Below are 19,807 nucleotides of genomic sequence, written 5' to 3'. Positions count from 1 at the left end.
AATGCGCGATATAAAACCGCGACTACGCAAATATCGTAGCAGCGGGTTTACCCCGCGACATCGTAGCAGCTACATTGGGCAACATTAACCCAATCACAATGCGCGATGTAAAATCGCAATTACGCAATATCGTAGCAGCGGGTTTACCCCGCGACCATTAACCGAGCAATTACCTAAACATAAAACACAATGCGCGATGTAAAATCGCAATTACGCAAATATCGTAGCAGCGGGTTTACCCCGCGATATTTGGCAACTAATCTCCCAACCGAAAAACACAATGCGCGATGTAAAATCGCGACTACGCAAATATCGTAGCAGCGGATTTACCCCGCGACATTTGACAACTAACCTCCCAACCACAAACCACAAACCACAATGCGCGATATAAAATCGCGACTACGCAAATATCGTAGCAGCGGGTTTACCCCGCGACATTATAGCGATATTAACCGACCAATGACCCAACCACAAACCACAATGCGCGATGTAAAATCGCGACTACGATAGCCCGCCAAATAATGTAAGTAGCGCTATAAGTACTAAGTAAAAAAGCACATTACGCTTAACCAGCTTAATCATACAAGTGGCTTCGTAGGTACAGCCGTAATAACGCTTTTCAACTTGCTCTGCAGCCAGTGCAGTACACGTAACTACTTCGCGATTTGGAGATTTAAAGTTAAGTACGTAACGTAGCCAACAGCTAGTGCCTTTATTAAAGTTACCTATTACTAAATAACCAAAGCTGGTAATACGTGCAGGTAACCAGTCGAGCCAAAATAAAAGTTTGTGTATAAGCTTAAACCGCTTAGCAAATATTACTTTATGATCTTCTCGTACTAAATCGGCTAAGGTACGCACTAACGCATATAAAACCGCACCTGGCGCCCCTAAAACAACAAACCAAAAAATAACCGCACAGTAAAATCTAAAGTTTACCCACGCCAATGTTTGGCCAAAGGTTTCACCGTTTTCTTCGCCTTCAGTACGCTTTTGCCCTATTTGCAACGCATATAAAGATGCAGCAGTACCATCATCTCGTGTTAACGCATTTAAGTAAGACTTGTATAAAGCACGCTGCTTAGCACAACCAAAGCACACTAAAAGCACTGCGATATTAATGCCCAACTGCCACAAAACAAAATCAGATAAACAATAAATTAGTGCCATCGCAATCACTGGAAGTAAAAGCCAAATTAAAAAGCCCGGTGCTGAGCTAAATAAGCCCTTATCACCAAGTAATTTATTAGAGCGATTTAAATAACCATTTGCGTAATAACTTATCTGCCAGTAATTAGACCGAGCCCCTAAGCGCTCTAGTATTAATGCAATTATTATAGAAACTAAAATCATGGGAATAACTCTCTTAACTTAGTTGTTCAAGCATATTAAAAAACAATGGCCAATTAAAGCTACTGCCAGGATCAGTTTTACGCCCTGGGGCAATATCGCAATGCCCAACAATACGCGAAGGGGTGATTTTTGGATAGCGTTGCATTATAGATTTACTAAGTGTAGTTAATGTTTTGTACTGCGCTAAAGAATATGGCGTGGTGTCGGTACCTTCAAGCTCAATGCCAATACTAAAGTTATTACAAGCAGGCACGTCCTCAAACTCAGATTGCCCAGCATGCCAAGCACGCTTCTCAAAGGGCACGTATTGTATAGCCTCACCAGTGCGTTTTATAAAGCAATGGGCCGATACACGTAAATTCTTTAAGTCACTAAAACTCGGATGAGCATTGCAGTCAATATTTCCCATAAATAAATCGTCTACAAATGGCGTACCAAACTGCCCTGCTGGCAACGATATATTATGAATAACCAATAAAGAAATATCATCCTCATCAGGGCGCTCATCAAAATGCGAGCAAGCCCGCTGCGCTACCGTACTTAAAACACCGTTTAAATCTATTTTCATGATACGTTTATTATATAAATATCAAGATATACATATCGCTGATGCTAATGGATTTATTAAAAAAATGATAGTAACAAGCGAGGTATAAAACCTCACCTACAAATATCTCAAAGCTACCTTGTGAGCGCAAATTCACTATTCACTTCACGCTATTATCTTTCAGTAGCTAGAGGCTAGCCGCTTCTCTTTCTTTTATAAACATAGTAAAATTTGTTTAATTTATTAACGCTTATGAGCATTTTATGTCTATTTCGCACACCCTTATCACTCAGCTTGTTACTCTAGCACTTGACGAAGATTTAAATTATCAAACAGCACAAGAAGGCGATATAACCGCGCAATTGATCCCACAAAACGAGCAAGCGAGCGCCAAAGTAATCACCCGCGAAGACTGCATTTTTTGCGGAAAAGACATCATCCTTGAAGTATTTAAACAAGTAGACCCAAGTGTTGAAGTTAATGTACTTATAAATGATGGCGACGCAGTTAAAGCAAACAGCACATTATTTACCGCTATTGGCTCGGCTCGTTCAATATTAACCGCCGAACGTACTGCACTTAACTTTGTACAAACTCTGTCAGGCACTGCAACTACTACAGCGCATTATGTAAAAGAGCTGAGCGGTACAACTACGCAGCTACTTGATACACGTAAAACCATACCCGGTCTGCGAGCACTTCAAAAATACGCAGTAAAATGTGGCGGCGGTGCAAACCATCGCATTGGTTTATTTGATGCCTTTTTAATTAAAGAAAATCATATAGCGGCTTGTGGCACAATAAACAAAGCTGTAGCTCAGGCTAAACAAAACCACCCAAACAAACCTGTTGAAGTGGAAGTAGAATCACTCCCAGAGCTTAAGCAAGCTATTGATGCTGGCGCCGACATAATTATGCTAGACAACTTTAGCGTAGAGCAGATTAAACAAGCCGTAATTTTAACCAATAAGCGAGCAAAATTAGAGGTTTCAGGCAATATGACCCTAGAAACGCTCAAAACTTACTCACAAGCAGGTGTTGATTTTATATCAAGCGGGGCATTAACAAAAAACTTACAATCAATCGATTTATCGATGCGTTTTGAACAACTTTAGAGCTATTTCAGGTAATTAATACGGCTAATCAATTGACAAGTTAAGTAAAAAAGCATTAAATAACCCAAAAGGCTTACTTTGTAACAAATTGTTAAATAAAATCGCTTTTTTATGAGAAGATACGTGCTAAATACTAAAATAAAATGATAGACTAATACTGTTGTATTACTTTGCTTTAAAAGTTAATCATAAACAACTAGAACCTTTAGTTGTTCTTTATTTTTAAAAATAAAATTAAAAACTAAAGCAACTAAACTACTTACTTTATGCCTATACTATTTGTTGCTACAACGTGTAGTGCTCTTAGTAAACTTTTATAATTAGTACTAAACATAATGAATTCACGCCTAGCTTTTGTGTTTCATACTCTAAAGCTAAAGTGTAATAAAATTAATTTTAAGTAAAACTGTAAAGTAAATCAGTTAAATTAAGTAAGGCATTTGCCGCTTAAGTGATTTAAGTTACAAAAATCTATCCTTTAGGAGAGGAAACATGAAAACAATGACTCAAAAACAACAGGGGTTCACCCTAATTGAATTAATGATTGTAGTAGCAATCATCGGTATTCTTGCAGCAGTAGCATTACCTGCTTATCAAGACTATACAAAACGTGCACATGTGAGCGAAGGCATTACCCTAGGTGCATCAGCTAAAGCTGCAGTTACAGAATACTACGTTTCTGAAGCAGGCTGGCCTACAGATAATACTGCGGCCGGTTTACCAGCTAGCACATCTATAACTGGTAATGCAGTAACTGGTGTGGCAGTAAATGATGGTGTAATAACTATAACTTACAATAATAAAGTTGAAAGCGGTAAAACTATAGTTATAACTCCAAGCGTTGCTGGTGGCGGCTCTATCAAATGGACTTGTACTGGCGGTAATGTAGATGACAAATATCGCCCTTCTAACTGCCGCGGCACTTAGTCCAAACTAATAAGAGGGGCCTGCCCCTCTCCACTCATTATGAAAAGAATTATTTTTTATTTTCCAGCAATCTTTTTAATAACTATTTTTATTACGAGCGTTTTTACTGCAAATTTATTTGATACAAAGAGGCTCGCTCAATCTTTATTGTTAACAGTTATTGTTTTATCAATCAAAACCATTCCATTAATTTCGAAAAAAAACAAAGTAATTCTTAGTATACTTTTGCTTATTGGCTTTTATTCATCCATCCTTAGCAATAGTCAACTAACTTCTTTTTTACACTTTCTCCATTACATACTTTTACTTAGTTTAGTGATTTTAGGGATTAAAATATCAACGAAACTAAGCCCACTATTTTTTTCTTTGTTTTTATTCAATATAATTATAGTCAGCTGCTCAATCCTTAATTGTATGTTTTATATTTTAAATTCAGAGAGCCCGAATATATACGATGTTACTTTTGGCTTTAACAACATTCGTTTTTTTAACCAGATGCAAGTTATATGTATCCCTATTTTAATTTATTATCTCAAAAAAGATTCAGTAAAAAACATTGCGGCCTTATTTATTATTTTTAATATATTCTTTATATTATTAACTGGGGGTAGAGGAGCCTTAATCTCTCTTCTTATGATGCTATTGATTGGTTATATTTTGAAAATAGTAAAAGTAGAAACTCTAAAGAAGTTATTTTTTTATTCTGTAATCGCTTTCTCTCTCTTTTTATTTTATACATACAGCTACCCTGATGAACACTCATTAAATTACATATCAAGGACAACAAGTTCAGGAAGGCTTGATATTTGGCAGCACTTAGTATCTAATTTGAAAATTAAAAACTTGATTTTAGGCAATGGCCTTGGTAGCTACCTAAATATAGAACAAAGAGTAAGACACCCCCACAACAGTATTTTACAAGTGTTGAATGATTGGGGATTAGCGGCAGCAGCATTTTTCTTTTTTTTATTTTTAAAAATAACAAAGCATCTAAGATTACAACTTAAAAATAAAAGCATTGAGTATGAAACTTGCACTTTAGTTTTTATCGTTTTAGCATTTTACTCATTATTAACAGGTATAATCATCACACCTATACCGCAGACATTTTTATTTGTTTTTATTGGTATAATATTAGGCTATAAAAATAAAGACATTATCTTTGTTAAAGTTAGACTAAATTATTACATATTGATAATTCTAACTCTTGTTTTATATTTATTCACAGTCCTACTTAGTTATAAGTGTAAAGATAGTAGTTTTTTAGGACCTAACTTTTGGGGTAGTGGTGAATTTTCATTAACCGAATGCCACCTGTTAAAAGAGAACCATAATGGCAAAAAAGACTGAACATAAAAGCCTAGATACCTTTCAGTGGGTTGGTGTTAGTGCTCGCGGTAAAAAACTTGAAGGGGAATTAACAGGTCATAGCATAGCCTTGGTGAAAGCACAATTAAGAAAACAAGGTATAACGCCCTCTAAAGTCAAACGTAAACCAAAACCTTTATTTGGCTTACAGAGCGTACAAAAAATAACCCCTAAAGATATTTCTTTAGTGACACGTCAAATTGCGACAATGCTATTAGCAGGAGTTCCATTGATACAATCTATTGAAATGATTGGTTCGGGGTCTACGAATAAAAGTATTGGCAAACTCATGGGAACAATTGGCGATGAAGTCAAAGCTGGGCAAACCCTTAATTCTGCACTAAGAAAACACCCTCGCTACTTTGATGATTTATATTGTGACTTAGTTGCATCAGGTGAACAATCAGGATCTCTTGATAAAATATTCGACCGCGTAGCTTTATACAAAGAAAAGTCTGAAGCACTCAAATCAAAAATTAAAAAAGCAATGTTTTATCCAATTGCTGTTTTAGTAGTAGCACTAATAGTTACATCCATCCTTTTAATATTTGTTGTGCCTCAATTTCAAGATATATTTAATGGCTTTGGTGCAGAGCTCCCTGCATTTACATTGTTTGTAATTGGTATATCAGAATTTATGCAAGAATATTGGTGGATGATACTAATCGCTATTGTGGCTTTCGGTTACGCATTTAAAGAAGCAAAACTACGAAGTTTAAAACTCCGGGATGCTACCGACAGAACTATACTTAAACTCCCTGTTATTGGCATGATTTTAAATAAGGCTGCTGTTGCTCGCTATGCACGTACTCTTTCGACCACGTTTGCTGCGGGTGTGCCGCTTGTTGATGCACTTGATTCTGCTGCAGGCGCTTCAGGTAATGCTGTTTATCGTTACGCTATTTTAGATATAAAAGCAGAGGTTAGCTCTGGTAATCAGATGAACTGGGCAATGCGTAACTCAAAAATATTCCCTGATATGGTAATACAAATGGTCGCTATTGGTGAGGAGTCTGGCTCACTAGATGGCATGCTCGCAAAAGTAGCCACTATTTACGAGCAAGAAGTTGATGATGCTGTAGATGGTCTTTCAAGCTTGCTTGAGCCACTTATTATGGCTGTATTAGGTGTACTTGTTGGTGGCTTGATTGTTGCCATGTACTTACCTATTTTCCAATTGGGCTCAGTTATTTAATACCTTTAAAAATATAAACACCTATTTAAAAACACACGTAGTCGCGATTTTACATCGCGCAATAATTGTAACAATCGCGGGGTAAACCCGCTGCTACGGTGCCGTGGCATAAACCGCGTAGTCGCGATTTTATATCGCGCAATAATTGTAACAATCGCGGGGAAATAGTAACAGTTGCGGGGTAAACCCGCTGCTACGGTGCCGTGCATAAACCGCGTAGTCGCGTTTTTAATTACGATTTTACATCGCGCTGTTAATTGGTATTATTAAAAAATTTTAGTTTTAGGTAAACAAATGCAAAGTATTATAGAAGTAATGCAAAGCCAATTGTGGTTTTACTTAACCACAATTGGCTTAATTAGTTTATGTATCGGTAGCTTTTTGAATGTCGTTATTTATCGCTTACCGTTAATGATGCAACGTGAGTGGCAAAGCGAATGCAGACTACTGCTAGAAGATGAACTTACAGCTAATAAATCTAAACAAGCTAATATCAACGAGCCTTTTAACTTAGTAAAACCCAATTCTACCTGCCCTAAATGTAAAACTGCCATTAAGCCTTGGCAGAATATTCCTATAATTAGTTGGTTAATACTTAAAGGTAAATGCGCAAGTTGCAGTAACCCTATTTCTGCTCGCTACCCTGCTGTAGAGCTAATTACTGCCCTATTAAGTTTAATTGTTGCCTATAGCTTTGGTGCGACCGAGCAAGCCCTTTTATATATTTTTGTAACGTGGATTTTAGTAGTACTGACCTTTATTGATATTGATCACATGTTACTGCCAGACCAGCTTACATTACCACTTGTATGGCTTGCACTTATTGCCTCGGTAATGGGTTACACAATTACGCCTACTGATGCCATTATTGGTGCTGCTTGCGGTTATTTAAGCTTATGGAGCGTGTTTTGGCTATTTAAGTTATTAACCGGTAAAGAAGGCATGGGTTATGGCGATTTTAAACTACTCGCTGTATTTGGTGCTTTGCTTGGCTGGCAGTCATTACTTACTATTATTCTACTTTCGAGCGTAGTAGGTGCCATTATAGGTATTGCACTGTTGAGCATTCAAGGTAAAGACAAAGCGACCCCTATCCCTTTTGGGCCTTATTTAGCGATAGCGGGCTGGATTGCAATGCTTTGGGGTAACCAAATTCAAGGCGCTTATTTTAATTTAATTGGTTATTAAAATGAGTGAGCAAATTACTAAAGTAAACAGCTGGGTATTAGGTTTAACTGGCGGTATTGGCTGTGGAAAAACTGCCGTTAGTAATATGTTTGAAGAGCTTGGTATTACAATAGTTGATGCCGATATAATTGCGCGTCAAGTAGTAGAGCCAAACAGCAAAAGCCTAAAAGTGATTACCCAACACTTTGGTGAGCATATTTTATTGCCAGATGGCACATTAAATAGGGCAGAGCTGCGTGCAAAAATATTTACTAACAACAATGAAAAAGAATGGCTTAATGCGTTACTGCACCCTCTGATTCGCGCAAAAATACTAAACGATTTAAATAATGCAACTAGCCCTTATGCTGTTTTAGTCGCACCATTATTGTTTGAGAATAATCTTGATAAGTATTGCGACCATACCTTACTTATTGACGTGCCAACCTCTGTACAAATAGCACGTACAGCAAAACGTGATAACACAAGTATTGAGCAAGTTAAAAGTATTATTGCCTCACAAATGTCACGAGCCAATAAACAGCAAAAAGCGGATGATATTTTAAATAATGACCGCAGTTTAAACCTAGTGCATATAGAACTTGTTGATCTGCATAAAAAGTATCTACAATATGCATTACACAACAAAACAAACTCACATTAACACTGTCCTAACTCACACAAACTCGTATTTTAGTTAGTAAAATCACAACAAAGAATGAAAGGTGATGTAATCCCCTTCTTTTTTCTGATAAATTGCTTACTATTGAAGGAATAAAACAGGTGCGCAATGAATATTAACTCACCGTTATTGAGAAAATTTATAACCCTTGGCCGCATTGATGCCGACACGGTTAAAAACAAACAAAATGAATTTGCCTCAACAGCTGAGCTTATTTCTAAATGTGGAAAAATCGATAGTAATGATTTAGCTGAACAATGTATCGATTTGTTTCGCGTACCCTATTTTGATTTAAAAGATTTTGATCCTACAAAAATCCCGGCCGATCTCGTAAAAGAAAAGCTGATCCGCAAGCACCATATTTTACCGCTTGTTCAAAAAGATCGAAAAGTTTATATAGCAGCATCAGACCCAACAGATTACGGCGCATTTGAAAACTTTGAGTTTAGTACTGGCCTCTCATGCGAAGTTGTTGTTGTTGATTATATTCAACTCGATGCCAAAATTGAGCAATTACTAGATGCCGCTGGCAGTTTAAATTTAACAGATGACGAGTTTCAGGAATTTGCTGACTTAGATTCAGAAAGCCAAAAAGATACATCTCAGCAAGATGACGATAAAGACGATGCGCCTATCATCGTATACATCAACAAAATTTTAATGGATGCCATTAAAAAAGGCGCTTCTGATTTACACTTTGAACCTTACGAGCACAAGTACCGTATTCGCTTTCGTATTGATGGCATTTTGCATGAAGTGGCAAGCCCACCTAATACATTAGCGACCAAGCTTTCTGCGCGAATTAAGGTTATGTCACGACTCGATATTGCAGAAAAACGCAAACCACAAGATGGTCGTATAAAACTAAAAATCACTGAACGCAAAAGTATCGACTTTCGTGTAAGTACTATGCCTACCTTGTGGGGCGAAAAAATAGTAATGCGTATCCTTGATTCATCAAGCGCCATGTTAGGTATTGATGTATTAGGTTACGAGCCCGAGCAGAAAAAGCTCTATATGGATGCGCTTGCCCAGCCTCAAGGGATGATATTGGTAACCGGGCCAACAGGCTCTGGTAAAACGGTATCGCTATACACAGGTTTAAATATACTAAATCAGCCAGAGCGTAATATTAGTACTGCGGAAGATCCGGTTGAAATTAATCTTGAAGGTGTAAACCAAGTACAAATTAATATTAAAGCCGATATGACTTTTGCCAACGCACTGCGTGCATTTTTACGTCAAGATCCTGATGTAGTTATGGTAGGTGAAATACGTGATCTAGAAACCGCAGAAATATCAATAAAAGCAGCGCAAACAGGTCACTTGGTTTTATCAACATTGCATACAAACTCAGCGCCGGAAACAATCACCCGTTTATTAAATATGGGTGTACCCGCTTATAACGTAGCAAGCTCAATCAGCTTAATTATAGCTCAGCGTTTAGCGCGACGACTATGCCCTAAGTGTAAAACGCCAGAACAACTGCCGAGCGAGGAACTAACTCGCCAAGGGTTCAGTACAAAGCAAATTGAAGAAATGACGTTATATACGCCTAAAGGGTGTGATAGCTGTACCGATGGTTACAAAGGGCGTGTGGGTATTTACGAAGTAATGCAAATTACCCCTGAAATTGCTCAAATTATTATGCGCGGTGGTAACTCGCTTGAAATAGCAGACGTATCTCTTAAAGCGGGATTTAATAATTTACGCCTATCGGGTTTACGCAAAGCCGCCGATGGTTTAACGTCACTCGCTGAAATAAACCGCGTCACTAATATGTAAGTATATGGCTCTGAGCTATTGTTCTTGGAGCTATAAAGAAAAATTGTAGAGAGTAAATTATGCCTACTGTTGTAAACTGCCCGACCTGCAAAACTAAAGTTGAATGGTCAGAGCAAAGCCCATTTCGCCCTTTTTGCTCAAAGCGCTGTCAGCTAATTGATTTAGGTGAATGGTCGTTTGAAAATAATAAAATTTCTGCGCCAATCACCTCAGCTGAAGAGTTTAGCCAAGACATGATTGAAGATATTGAAGCTATGCTGGCTAAAAATGAAGATGACTTTTTTAAGTAATTTATCTTCATTATGCCCTAAAAGCAAAAACCAGCATGTAGCTGGTTTTTTAGTGTTTAACCTATAATTAAACGATTAGTCTTTTTGCTTACGCTGTTTCTTTTTGCCCATGCGTTTTTGCATTTTAGAAAATTTCTCTTGTTGCTCTGCATTAAGTACTTGCATTACTTGGTGCTGAGTTTTAAGTTTAATTAAACCGAATTGCTCACCTTTTTCATGGCGTTCGTTTAACAATTCTTTTGCTGCATTTTCGTCAAATGTTGCCGCCGAAAGTAATGCATCCATTTTTGCTTTATGCGCTTCACGCATCGCTTTACGGGCTTCTTTATTGTCGCCACGTAATGCTTTCATTTGTGTTTTTTGCGCTTCAAAAATAGCCTTTAGCTTAGTTTGCTGCTCATCTGTTAGGTTTAATTTTTCAACGCCGCGATCAGAAAGTAAAAAACGAGCTTGAGAATGGCCTTGCTTATGCCCGTCGCCTTTAGCTAATACGCTACCAGCACCAAGCGTTGCTGTTGCTAAGCCACAGATAAGTACTAATTTTGAAAGTGTGTTTAATTTAGTCATAATCATTACCTTAATATTGAATTGGTTGGTTGAGCGATTGTGGCTGCTAAGCCAGTGAGTTAACTATACCTAACTCAACGCAAAGTAACGCAAAGCAGTGTAAAGGTTGTGTAAAGATTCACCTTTGCACTATTTAGCGGGTAAAATAACGCTATAAACAACTCTAAGGGTTTGTAAATGAAACTATTAATGATTGATGACGATACGGGCCTTTGTGAGCTATTAAGTGAATATTTAACTGCTCAAGGCTTTGAAATACAAAGCGTACACGACGGTGAGCAAGGCCTTAAACTAGCACAAGCTAACGATTACGCACTTATACTGCTAGATGTAATGCTACCCACGCTAGATGGCTTTGAAGTACTTAAACAGCTTAGGCAAACAAAACTCACCCCTGTAATAATGCTTACAGCAAAAGGGGAAGACTTTGACCGTATTTTTGGTTTAGAGCTCGGCGCTGACGATTATATTCCAAAGCCTTTTAATCATCGTGAATTACTGGCCCGCGTTAAAGCGATAACACGCCGTATAGAACACATTAATAGTTTAAATGCTGCTGCAACGAGTAAGTTACTCGTGAATGGTATTACCGTTAACCTAGCAGCGCGAGAGGCCTCAATAGACGGCTCTACATTAACCCTTACTGGTACAGAGTACGAAATACTCACGCTATTGTGTAAAAATGCAGGTGAAGTGGTTAGTAAAGAGCAAATTAGTGAAGAAGTACTAGGTAGGCGTTTAGCTTCTTTTGATCGCTCTATCGATATGCATGTAAGTAATATCCGCAAAAAAATAGCAGAGCACATTCCAGGTGAGCGAATTAAAACAATGAGAGGTACGGGCTATGTCTTTATCCAAGGCGAATAAAAGCAATTATTTTACTTGGTTAAAACACCCTGGGCACTACCTGTTTTTTAAAATATTTATTTGGTTTTGGTTAACTATAATCGGCACCGTTGCAGCGCTTATCTTTTTAAGTAACATTACCGCTATTAACGCGGTAACTAACGAGCCGCTTTATGGCCCAATGAAAAAAAACCTAATATATACCGCCAAAAGTATTGAGCGAACTGCTATTAAACATAAGCGCAGCCTAAGTAATGTATTAGTACACCCCCGTCTATCAAAGCGTAAACTTTTATATTTAAGCGCAGATCAAAGCGAAGACTCTCTTAGTAGTAAAGAGGTGCCAGAGAGCATTGACTTAAGTTTATTAAATTTCACGCAAAATATGTCACCGCAAATTATTTTCACTGAAAAATACCAAGCCTTTGGCCCTGTTAATATAAACGTGCCTGAAGGGAGTTTTTATCTTTACGAAATAGATATTACCCATCAACCGCCACTAATAATGCGCTTTAAGCTTATGCCTAATTGGATGAAAATCGTCATCGCAATTGTTGCATCTCTCATTTTAAGCTTTTTATTTAGTCGTAACTTAATAGCCCCTATAAATAGCCTTAAAAAAGCGGCAATTAAACTATCAGCGGGTAACCTAAGCGCAAGAGCCGACATTTCTGTAAACCGAAAAGATGAGCTAGGAATACTAGGGCGAGATTTTAACAGCATGGCTAATCAGTTAGAGCTTTTAATTAGCTCGCAAAAGCGCTTATTAGCCGATATATCGCATGAGTTACGCTCGCCTCTTACACGTTTAAAAATGGCTACCGGCCTTGCACAAATGCAAGCTAACGATGCCAGCCAATCGTATTTATTACGCATAGAAAAAGAAGCAAACCAACTCGATAAAATGATTGCCGACGTGCTGCAAGTGTCTCGCTTAGAGGCCAAAAGCCAAGCGCTTTCACTACAAAAACAATCATTACAAATAATTGTTGATCATGTACTTAACGATGCGCAGTTTGAAGCAAAACAAAATAATAAGCAGCTAAATATAATGGGCGCTGTAGACATCAATATTAATTGCGATGAAAGCCTTATTGCCAGTGCACTCGAAAACCTCCTTCGCAACGCCATTAAATATGCAAATAATACGATTAGCATTACTCTAAAGCACACAGATGCCATTTATATAGAAATATGTGATGATGGCTGTGGTGTACCAAATGAGCAACTAAGCAAGCTTTGCGAGCCCTTTTTTAGGCAGTCTGATGCGCGCGACCGCGTAAGTGGTGGCACGGGTTTAGGGCTCGCGATTGCTAAAAATGCTATTACTGCGCATGGCGGTGAATTAGTGTTATCTAATAAAACAGAGGGTGGACTTTGTGCTAATATCACGCTGCCATTAATAAAAGAGTAAACCATGTTTTATAGTAGTGAGCGTGAGCTTAAAAGTAATCAAATAACAATTAATAACTTTTATAAAAACACGCTAATTAAAGCTTATTTAGATACGCCTAACGGGCAATTATTTTATGCTTATGCCATACCTGAAAAAGCTCAAACTGCCATTGTTATCAGTTCGGGGCGCCTTGAAGGGTTAGATAAATATAAAGAATTGTTGTGGGAGCTTTACAACAATAATTTTGCCATATTCATAGCCGATCACCAAGGACAAGGCCGCTCTTATCGCCACTTAATAAATAAGCATAAAGGCCACGTTAACCAATTTAACGATTATAGTGCCGATCTAAACTTATTTAATAAACAAGTTGTGGATACTTATTGGCAGGGCAAAAAAGTGTTAGTGAGCCATTCAATGGGCGGTGCTATTGCTTTTGATTACCTTGCGCATTTTGAACACAATTTTAGTGGCGCGTTTTTATCAGCGCCTATGCTTGATATTTATACAAAAAACACACCAAAACCTTTAGCTAAATTAATAGCAGGTACCGCTACTCTTTTGGGTCAAAAAGACAACTACGCGCTAGGGCAAACCGATTATATACCTGATGAGTTTGCTACAAATGTATTAACCAGCAGTCCAGTGCGTTACGAGTTATTTAGGCAAACATATCAAGAAGAGCCATTACTACAGCTCGGTGGTGTTACTTACGGCTGGCTAAATGCGACGTTTGCATTTATAACTTCGATGGATAGCTTAAGCGTGACTATTCCACTTTATATTGCCAGCGCGCAAAACGACGAAGTAGTCGATAACAATGCCCAATATAAATTAGCAAACAGACACGCAAATACAATACTTAAAAGCTTTGAAGGCGCTAAACACGAACTATTTTTTGAATGTGATGAAATACGCCAGCCATTGCTTAAAAGTTTGTATCAGTTTTGTGAGTCGGTGACGGCTTAGCAAGTACCGATAAAGGGTCGAGGTGGATCAGTATATCTACCTCAGACTCAAAACGTTCTTTAAGCATTGACTCCACTTCATCAGCCACATTGTGCGCGCGAATCAAACTTAAATGATCATCAAGCTCTAAGTGCATTTGGATAAACTTAACTTTTCCGCCTTGACGAGTACGAATGTCATGTACACCGTGTACATCTGCATGGGCTCTGGCTATATCAAATATGCTTTGCTTTTCATCATCTGGCAGCTCTTTATCCATTAAATGATCGGCGCTATCTCGTGCTATATCCCAGCTGTTATAAAGTAAATAACCCGCTACACCTATCGCAAAAACCGGATCGGCATACAACACACCATAATAAGCTAACAAGATAGCTAATAGCACAGCGGCATTTAATATTAAGTCGCCTTTGTAATGTACTGAGTCGGCTTTAATAGCAATTGAATCGGTGTATTTAACTACTTTATTTTGCACAAATACAATTACCAGCGTACACGCAATAGCAAAAATACTTACCCACACACCCAATAAAGAATGGCTTAACTGGATAGGATTAAATAAACGCTCAATACCATGAAAAGCAAGTAGGCAACCTGAGCCTGCAATAAACGCAGCTTGCCCTAATCCGGCAAGCGCCTCAGCTTTACCATGTCCAAACCGGTGATCGTCATCGGCTGGGCGCAGTGCGTAACCTAAAACTAAAAAGCTCATAGCAGTGGCTGTTATATCCATTAACGAATCAGTTAACGAGCCAAGCATTGAGGCCGAACCCGAAGCAAGCCACGCCCATGTTTTAGCGCCAATCATTAAACTAACCATTACCATGGTAACAATGCTGGAAGTTTTAACCCAAAATTCGTAGCTACGGTTATGCACGTTTTAATCCGATAATTAGGAGTACTCAATAGTGTGAGTATATCATTTTTTTGAAGGGTTTCGTGTATACTGAAAATCGTTAAACTACAGATTATTTAAAAGGCTCACTATGCTGGATATTGTTTTATATCAACCTGAAATTCCACCTAATACAGGCAATATTATTCGTCTGTGCGCAAATACGGGCTATGCACTGCATTTAATTGAGCCGTTAGGTTTTGAATGGGACGACAAACGAGTAAAGCGTGCTGGCCTTGATTACCATGAATTTAGCCATGTTCAACGCCATGCCTCATTTGAAGATTATCTTGAGAAGTGTAAGCCTAAAAAAATATATGCATGTACAACCAAAGGTAGCCAATTTCACCACGAAGCTAGCTACGAAGCCGGCGATTGCCTAGTTTTTGGACCTGAAACCCGCGGCCTGCCTGATGATATGATCCAAGCACTGCCAAAAGAGCAGCGTGTACGTATTCCTATGCAAGCCAATAGCCGCAGCATGAACTTATCAAACGCAGTAGCCGTGTTTGTTTACGAGTCGTGGCGCCAGTTGGGCTTTCCTAACGCGCAATAAGCACCTTATACCAAGCAACAAAAAACCGACATAACGTCGGTTTTTTAGTTTTAGTATACTTTGTATAAATTTATTCAGAACGCTGCTCTCGGCCTAGTAGCGCCATTGCTGCTTCTTTCATGTCTTTATTTTCATAAAGCACTTTATAAATTTGCTCAGTAATCGGCATTTCAACACCGGTACGTTGCGCTAATAAATACACTTCTTTGGTATTTCTAAAGCCTTCCACTACTTGGCCAATAGACTCAATAGCAGCATCTACACTTTCGCCTTTACCTAGTGCTAAACCAAAACGACGATTACGAGATTGATTGTCGGTACAAGTGAGTATTAAATCACCAAGACCCGCCATTCCCATAAAAGTTTCTGGTTTTGCGCCCAGAGCACAACCTAACCGCGTTAATTCAGCAAGACCACGAGTGATCAGCGCTGTACGCGCATTAGCACCAAAACCAACACCGTCCGAAATACCGGCACCAATGGCAATTACATTCTTAACCGCACCACCAAGCTGTATACCAATAAAATCATCATTGTTATACACGCGGAATGAGCGGCCACAATGAAGTAAATCAGCTAGCTGCTGAGCAAATTCAGGCGACGTAGAAGACACCGAAATAGCTGTAGGTGAACCCATCGCCATTTCTTTTGCAAATGTAGGGCCCGAAAGTACGGCAAGCGGAATATCGTCACCTAACTCTTGTAAAGCCACTTCTTGCAACAAACGTCCAGTATTTGGCTCAAGACCTTTAGTAGCCCACGCAACTTTAGCGCTCTTTGGCAATGCTGGTTTAATTTGCGCAAGCGTATCGCCAAAAGCATGGCTTGGCACAACAACAAGTACAATAGCGCTGCTAGCAACGGCATGTTGTAAGTTAGCTTCAAGAGTAAGAGTGTCTGGGAAAGGAGCATCAGGTAAGTAACGTTGATTTTTCCGCTCAGCTGCAAGCGTGGCAACGTCGTCGCTATTTCTTCCCCAAAGTGTCACGTGGTGACCATTTCGGGCTAAACAAATAGCAAGGGCGGTGCCATAAGACCCCGCCCCTAATACAGTAACAGCTGTAGTTGCTGTACTCATAGGTTATGCGTCTGCTGTAACCTGGTCAGCTTGCGCAGTACGTTGTTGCATGTATTGTGCAAACAGTGCGTCAAAGTTAACTGGCGCAAGGTTAAGCTGTGGAAAAGTACCACGGTTAACAAGATTTGAAACAGCTTCACGTGCATATGGGAACAACACGTTAGGACAAAATGCACCAAGCATGTGTGCAAGTTGCACTTCTTCAACTTCAGCAATAGTAAAAATACCTGCTTGTTGAATTTCACATAAGAACGCAGTTTCTTCACCAAGAGAAGCAGTTACAGTTAGTGCTAAAACAACTTCAAATACACCTTCGTCTAGTTTGTTAGAGCGTGTATCTAAGTCTAGCTTAACTTCTGGCGTCCATTCTTTTTGAAAAATGGCCGGAGAGTTTGGCGTTTCAAACGATACATCTTTAGTGTAAATACGTTGAATAGTAAATTGTGCACCGGCTTCTGCAGCTGCTACGTTTTGATTTTCTTCGTTCATTGTTATTCCTAACTTGTTCGTTATTATAATTAAATTAAGCGTTTAACTTAGCGTCAAGTTTACCTTGCGCTTCAATAGCCATCATGTCGTCGCAGCCACCGATATGTTCATCATTAATAAAAATTTGCGGTACTGTGCTTGCGCCACCAGCTTTAGTAATCATTTCAGCACGTAGCTCTGGTTGTACACCAATATCATAATTAGTGTATTCAACGCCTTTGCTATTTAAAAGCGAAAGAGCACGCTGACAAAATGGACAATACGCCTTGGTGTATAAAACAACATTACTCATAATAAATCCTCTATCGGCCTAGCTAAACTGATTAGCGACCTGTTGTAGTTGGTAAGCTGGCAGATTGCCACGCACCCATGCCACCTGCTAATAAGTAAACTCGTTCAAAACCAGCTTTACTCATAGCGGCTGCAGTACCTTGGGCAGTCATACCTGTAGTACATACAACTATAATGGGTTTAGTCTTGTACTTTTCAAGGCTTGAAAAGTCAGATTTTTTCGCATTCTCTGGGCTTAAGTGCTCAGCGCCAGAAATACGCCCTGCATTAAACTCTTTTTGCGCACGTATATCGATTACTTGGCCGTCATCACGGTTAATAAGTAACGTAAGCTGCTGAGGATTTATTTGACGAACAGCTGAAAACTTACTTTTTATCCAGCCACTAACAATAAGGAAAACAATACCAACCCAAGCAAGGCTTAAAATGGGATGATTTGTAATAAATTCAATATATTGATCCATTCTACTTCCACTATGAAATTATGTTTTAAAACGTGATGTTTTAAGGATTTTGTACTTTAGCCACGCAAGTATACCCAAACCAACCTAAAATGCGAGTTTAGGAGCACTTAGAAACGTTTAAAAAACGATAAAGCCCCCCATATATAAAGTAAGTGAAAAAAATTAATATCTTGTTTTCAATGCTGATCCTAGCTTAAAAACACGGTATGCTAAAACTACGCTAATAAACCTTTTTAGGTGCACAGTATCCATCAACAGATACTAATTTTCAGGAGCTATTATGACAGAGCATAAAAAACCACTGGTATTAATGATTTTAGACGGTTGGGGATACCGCGAAGATACGCAGAGCAATGCTATTCTTGCAGCTAACACACCGGTATTAGACAATTTATGGGCAACACGCCCTCACACATTAATATCAGCTTCGGGTTTAGATGTGGGTCTTCCTGATGGCCAAATGGGTAACTCTGAAGTTGGCCATGTAAACTTAGGTGCTGGGCGCATCGTTTATCAAGATTTTACTCGTATCACCAAAGCAATTAACGATGGCGAATTTGATTCAACACCAGCCTTAGTTGAAAACATAGATAAAGCCGTAAAAGCAGACAAAGCCGTTCACATAATGGGACTTTTAAGCCCAGGTGGCGTACATAGTCACGAAGATCACATTGTTGCTAGTATAAAACTGGCTGCAAAACGTGGCGCTAAAGAAGTTTACTTTCATGGCTTTTTAGATGGCCGCGACACACCTCCACGTAGCGCTAAAGCATCAATCGAACGTATTGAAGCATTGTTTAGCGAACTTAAATGCGGTCGTTTAGCGTCACTTATTGGCCGTTATTACGCAATGGACAGAGACAACCGCTGGAACCGAGTAGAAAAAGCTTACAATGTAATAGCGCTAGCCGAAGGCGACTTTAATTTTGATAACGGCGTAGAGGCACTTAATGCAGCATACGAGCGCGACGAAAACGATGAGTTCCTAGCTGCTACAACTATTACACCAACAGGTGCAGAGCCAGCCGTAATTAACGATGGCGACACTCTAATTTTTGCCAACTTTAGAGCAGATAGAGCCCGCGAAATTACTCGCGCTTTTGTTGAGCCTGACTTTGATGGATTCGCAAGAAAAAGAACACCAAAGCTTAGCGCATTTGTAATGATGACAGAATACGCAGCTGATATAGATGCTCCTGTCGCCTTTGGTTCAACACCGTTAGTAAATGTACTTGGTGAGTGGTTTGAAAAAAATAACAAAACACAGCTTCGTATTTCAGAAACCGAAAAATACGCACACGTTACGTTTTTCTTTAGTGGCGGGCGCGAAAGCGAATTTGAAGGTGAAACACGCGAACTAATTCCTTCGCCGCAAGTTGCAACTTACGACTTACAACCTGAAATGAACTCAGAAATGTTAACCGACAAGTTAGTAGCAGCAATTAAAAGCGGTAAATACGATGCTATTATTTGTAACTACCCTAACGGCGATATGGTTGGTCACTCAGGTGTATTTGAAGCCGCTGTTAAAGCCTGTGAAGCGGTAGATAGCTGTATTGGCCGCGTTGTTGATGCACTTGAAGAGTTTGGTGGTGAAGCACTAATAACAGCTGATCATGGTAATGCAGAGCAAATGGCAGACCTTAAAACAGGCCAAGCCCATACAGCTCACACTAGCGAACCTGTACATTTTATTTATGTGGGTCGCGATGCAGAACCAATGCAAGGTAAAGCATTAAGCGATGTAGCCCCTACAATGCTTCACTTAATGGGCATGGAGCAACCAAATGAAATGACTGGCACGCCTATCATGATGTTGAAATAACG

General features: G+C 39.1%; 21 protein-coding genes. 13 read left to right on the top strand and 8 right to left on the bottom strand.

The features are described from left to right. Positions 1-501: 501 nt before the first annotated feature. Positions 502-1,353 carry a beta-lactamase regulator AmpE gene (gene ampE, locus GQR55_RS13025; protein ID WP_165740943.1) on the bottom strand — a complete coding sequence of 284 codons (852 nt, stop codon included), beginning with the start codon at positions 1,351-1,353 and terminating at the stop codon, positions 502-504. A 13-nt stretch (positions 1,354-1,366) separates the two neighbouring features. Then, positions 1,367-1,921, bottom strand: a complete 555-nt coding sequence (gene ampD, locus GQR55_RS13020; RefSeq protein ID WP_166420945.1) for a 1,6-anhydro-N-acetylmuramyl-L-alanine amidase AmpD — start codon at positions 1,919-1,921, stop codon at positions 1,367-1,369. Positions 1,922-2,163: 242 nt separating this feature from the next. Here ampD and nadC point away from each other — a divergent pair, with 242 nt between their 5' ends. The 8 genes from nadC to yacG all read left to right on the top strand — a co-directional run bounded on the left by nadC (position 2,164) and on the right by yacG (position 10,429). Further along, a complete protein-coding gene (gene nadC / locus GQR55_RS13015; RefSeq protein ID WP_166420944.1) occupies positions 2,164-3,015 on the top strand; it encodes a carboxylating nicotinate-nucleotide diphosphorylase in 852 nt (283 codons plus the stop codon). Between the two features lie 492 nt (positions 3,016-3,507). Continuing rightward, positions 3,508-3,942: a pilin gene (locus tag GQR55_RS13010; protein WP_206012092.1), complete on the top strand. Its 435-nt coding sequence runs from the start codon at positions 3,508-3,510 to the stop codon at positions 3,940-3,942. A 414-nt stretch (positions 3,943-4,356) separates the two neighbouring features. Further along, positions 4,357-5,292: an O-antigen ligase family protein gene (locus GQR55_RS13005; protein WP_166420943.1), complete on the top strand. Its 936-nt coding sequence runs from the start codon at positions 4,357-4,359 to the stop codon at positions 5,290-5,292. Further along, positions 5,276-6,505: a type II secretion system F family protein gene (locus GQR55_RS13000; protein WP_166420942.1), complete on the top strand. Its 1,230-nt coding sequence runs from the start codon at positions 5,276-5,278 to the stop codon at positions 6,503-6,505. The genes GQR55_RS13005 and GQR55_RS13000 overlap by 17 nt, the downstream gene beginning before the upstream one ends. A 294-nt stretch (positions 6,506-6,799) precedes the next feature. Then, positions 6,800-7,693 carry an A24 family peptidase gene (locus GQR55_RS12995; protein ID WP_166420941.1) on the top strand — a complete coding sequence of 298 codons (894 nt, stop codon included), beginning with the start codon at positions 6,800-6,802 and terminating at the stop codon, positions 7,691-7,693. Between the two features lies 1 nt (position 7,694). Next, positions 7,695-8,336: a dephospho-CoA kinase gene (coaE, locus tag GQR55_RS12990; RefSeq protein WP_166420940.1), complete on the top strand. Its 642-nt coding sequence runs from the start codon at positions 7,695-7,697 to the stop codon at positions 8,334-8,336. 126 nt (positions 8,337-8,462) lie between these two features. Then, entirely contained in the window at positions 8,463-10,139 is a 1,677-nt protein-coding gene (gene pilB / locus GQR55_RS12985) for a type IV-A pilus assembly ATPase PilB (protein WP_166420939.1), read from the top strand. 59 nt (positions 10,140-10,198) lie between these two features. Beyond that, positions 10,199-10,429, top strand: coding sequence for a DNA gyrase inhibitor YacG (gene yacG / locus GQR55_RS12980; protein WP_076925028.1), 231 nt, complete (start codon positions 10,199-10,201; stop codon positions 10,427-10,429). Positions 10,430-10,504: 75 nt separating this feature from the next. Here the strand turns inward: yacG and GQR55_RS12975 are convergent, their stop codons facing one another. Next, positions 10,505-10,996, bottom strand: a complete 492-nt coding sequence (locus GQR55_RS12975) for a Spy/CpxP family protein refolding chaperone (RefSeq protein ID WP_166420938.1) — start codon at positions 10,994-10,996, stop codon at positions 10,505-10,507. Positions 10,997-11,173: 177 nt separating this feature from the next. On the opposite strand from GQR55_RS12975, the gene GQR55_RS12970 reads away from it, so the two are divergent. From GQR55_RS12970 to GQR55_RS12960, 3 genes are read left to right on the top strand one after another with little or no spacing between them, the layout of a single operon-like run. Beyond that, positions 11,174-11,863 carry a response regulator gene (locus GQR55_RS12970; protein WP_166420937.1) on the top strand — a complete coding sequence of 230 codons (690 nt, stop codon included), beginning with the start codon at positions 11,174-11,176 and terminating at the stop codon, positions 11,861-11,863. After that, the gene (locus tag GQR55_RS12965) at positions 11,841-13,256 is read left to right on the top strand and encodes an ATP-binding protein (protein ID WP_166420936.1); all 1,416 of its coding nucleotides are present in this window, start codon (positions 11,841-11,843) and stop codon (positions 13,254-13,256) included. The genes GQR55_RS12970 and GQR55_RS12965 overlap by 23 nt, the downstream gene beginning before the upstream one ends. Positions 13,257-13,259: 3 nt before the next feature. Then, positions 13,260-14,207, top strand: a complete 948-nt coding sequence (locus GQR55_RS12960; protein ID WP_166420935.1) for an alpha/beta fold hydrolase — start codon at positions 13,260-13,262, stop codon at positions 14,205-14,207. On the opposite strand, the gene GQR55_RS12955 is transcribed toward GQR55_RS12960, so the two are convergent. Next, the gene (locus tag GQR55_RS12955) at positions 14,167-15,033 is read right to left on the bottom strand and encodes a cation diffusion facilitator family transporter (RefSeq protein WP_166376526.1); all 867 of its coding nucleotides are present in this window, start codon (positions 15,031-15,033) and stop codon (positions 14,167-14,169) included. The genes GQR55_RS12960 and GQR55_RS12955 overlap by 41 nt on opposite strands. 160 nt (positions 15,034-15,193) lie before the next feature. Here GQR55_RS12955 and trmL point away from each other — a divergent pair, with 160 nt between their 5' ends. Continuing rightward, on the top strand, positions 15,194-15,658 hold the full coding sequence (trmL, locus tag GQR55_RS12950; protein ID WP_007582820.1) for a tRNA (uridine(34)/cytosine(34)/5-carboxymethylaminomethyluridine(34)-2'-O)-methyltransferase TrmL: 465 nt from the start codon (positions 15,194-15,196) through the stop codon (positions 15,656-15,658). A gap of 70 nt (positions 15,659-15,728) precedes the next feature. Here trmL and gpsA read toward each other — a convergent pair whose 3' ends face one another. From gpsA to GQR55_RS12930, 4 genes are read right to left on the bottom strand one after another with little or no spacing between them, the layout of a single operon-like run. Further along, positions 15,729-16,736, bottom strand: a complete 1,008-nt coding sequence (gene gpsA, locus GQR55_RS12945) for an NAD(P)H-dependent glycerol-3-phosphate dehydrogenase (RefSeq protein ID WP_166420934.1) — start codon at positions 16,734-16,736, stop codon at positions 15,729-15,731. A gap of 3 nt (positions 16,737-16,739) precedes the next feature. Then, positions 16,740-17,225, bottom strand: coding sequence for a protein-export chaperone SecB (gene secB / locus GQR55_RS12940; protein ID WP_166420933.1), 486 nt, complete (start codon positions 17,223-17,225; stop codon positions 16,740-16,742). Positions 17,226-17,259: 34 nt separating this feature from the next. Then, on the bottom strand, positions 17,260-17,517 hold the full coding sequence (gene grxC / locus GQR55_RS12935) for a glutaredoxin 3 (RefSeq protein ID WP_165740928.1): 258 nt from the start codon (positions 17,515-17,517) through the stop codon (positions 17,260-17,262). A gap of 31 nt (positions 17,518-17,548) precedes the next feature. Next, entirely contained in the window at positions 17,549-17,980 is a 432-nt protein-coding gene (locus GQR55_RS12930) for a rhodanese-like domain-containing protein (protein WP_007376037.1), read from the bottom strand. A gap of 280 nt (positions 17,981-18,260) precedes the next feature. Between GQR55_RS12930 and gpmM the strand changes: the two genes are divergently transcribed. Then, the gene (gene gpmM / locus GQR55_RS12925) at positions 18,261-19,805 is read left to right on the top strand and encodes a 2,3-bisphosphoglycerate-independent phosphoglycerate mutase (RefSeq protein ID WP_166420932.1); all 1,545 of its coding nucleotides are present in this window, start codon (positions 18,261-18,263) and stop codon (positions 19,803-19,805) included. The last annotated feature ends 2 nt before the right edge of the window (positions 19,806-19,807 follow it).

It is taken from the genome of Pseudoalteromonas sp. Z1A8, from assembly GCF_011378855.1.
GTDB lineage: Bacteria > Pseudomonadota > Gammaproteobacteria > Enterobacterales > Alteromonadaceae > Pseudoalteromonas.
Note: the sequence above shows the minus strand (reverse complement) of the source record. Positions and strands in the feature narration are given on the sequence as shown.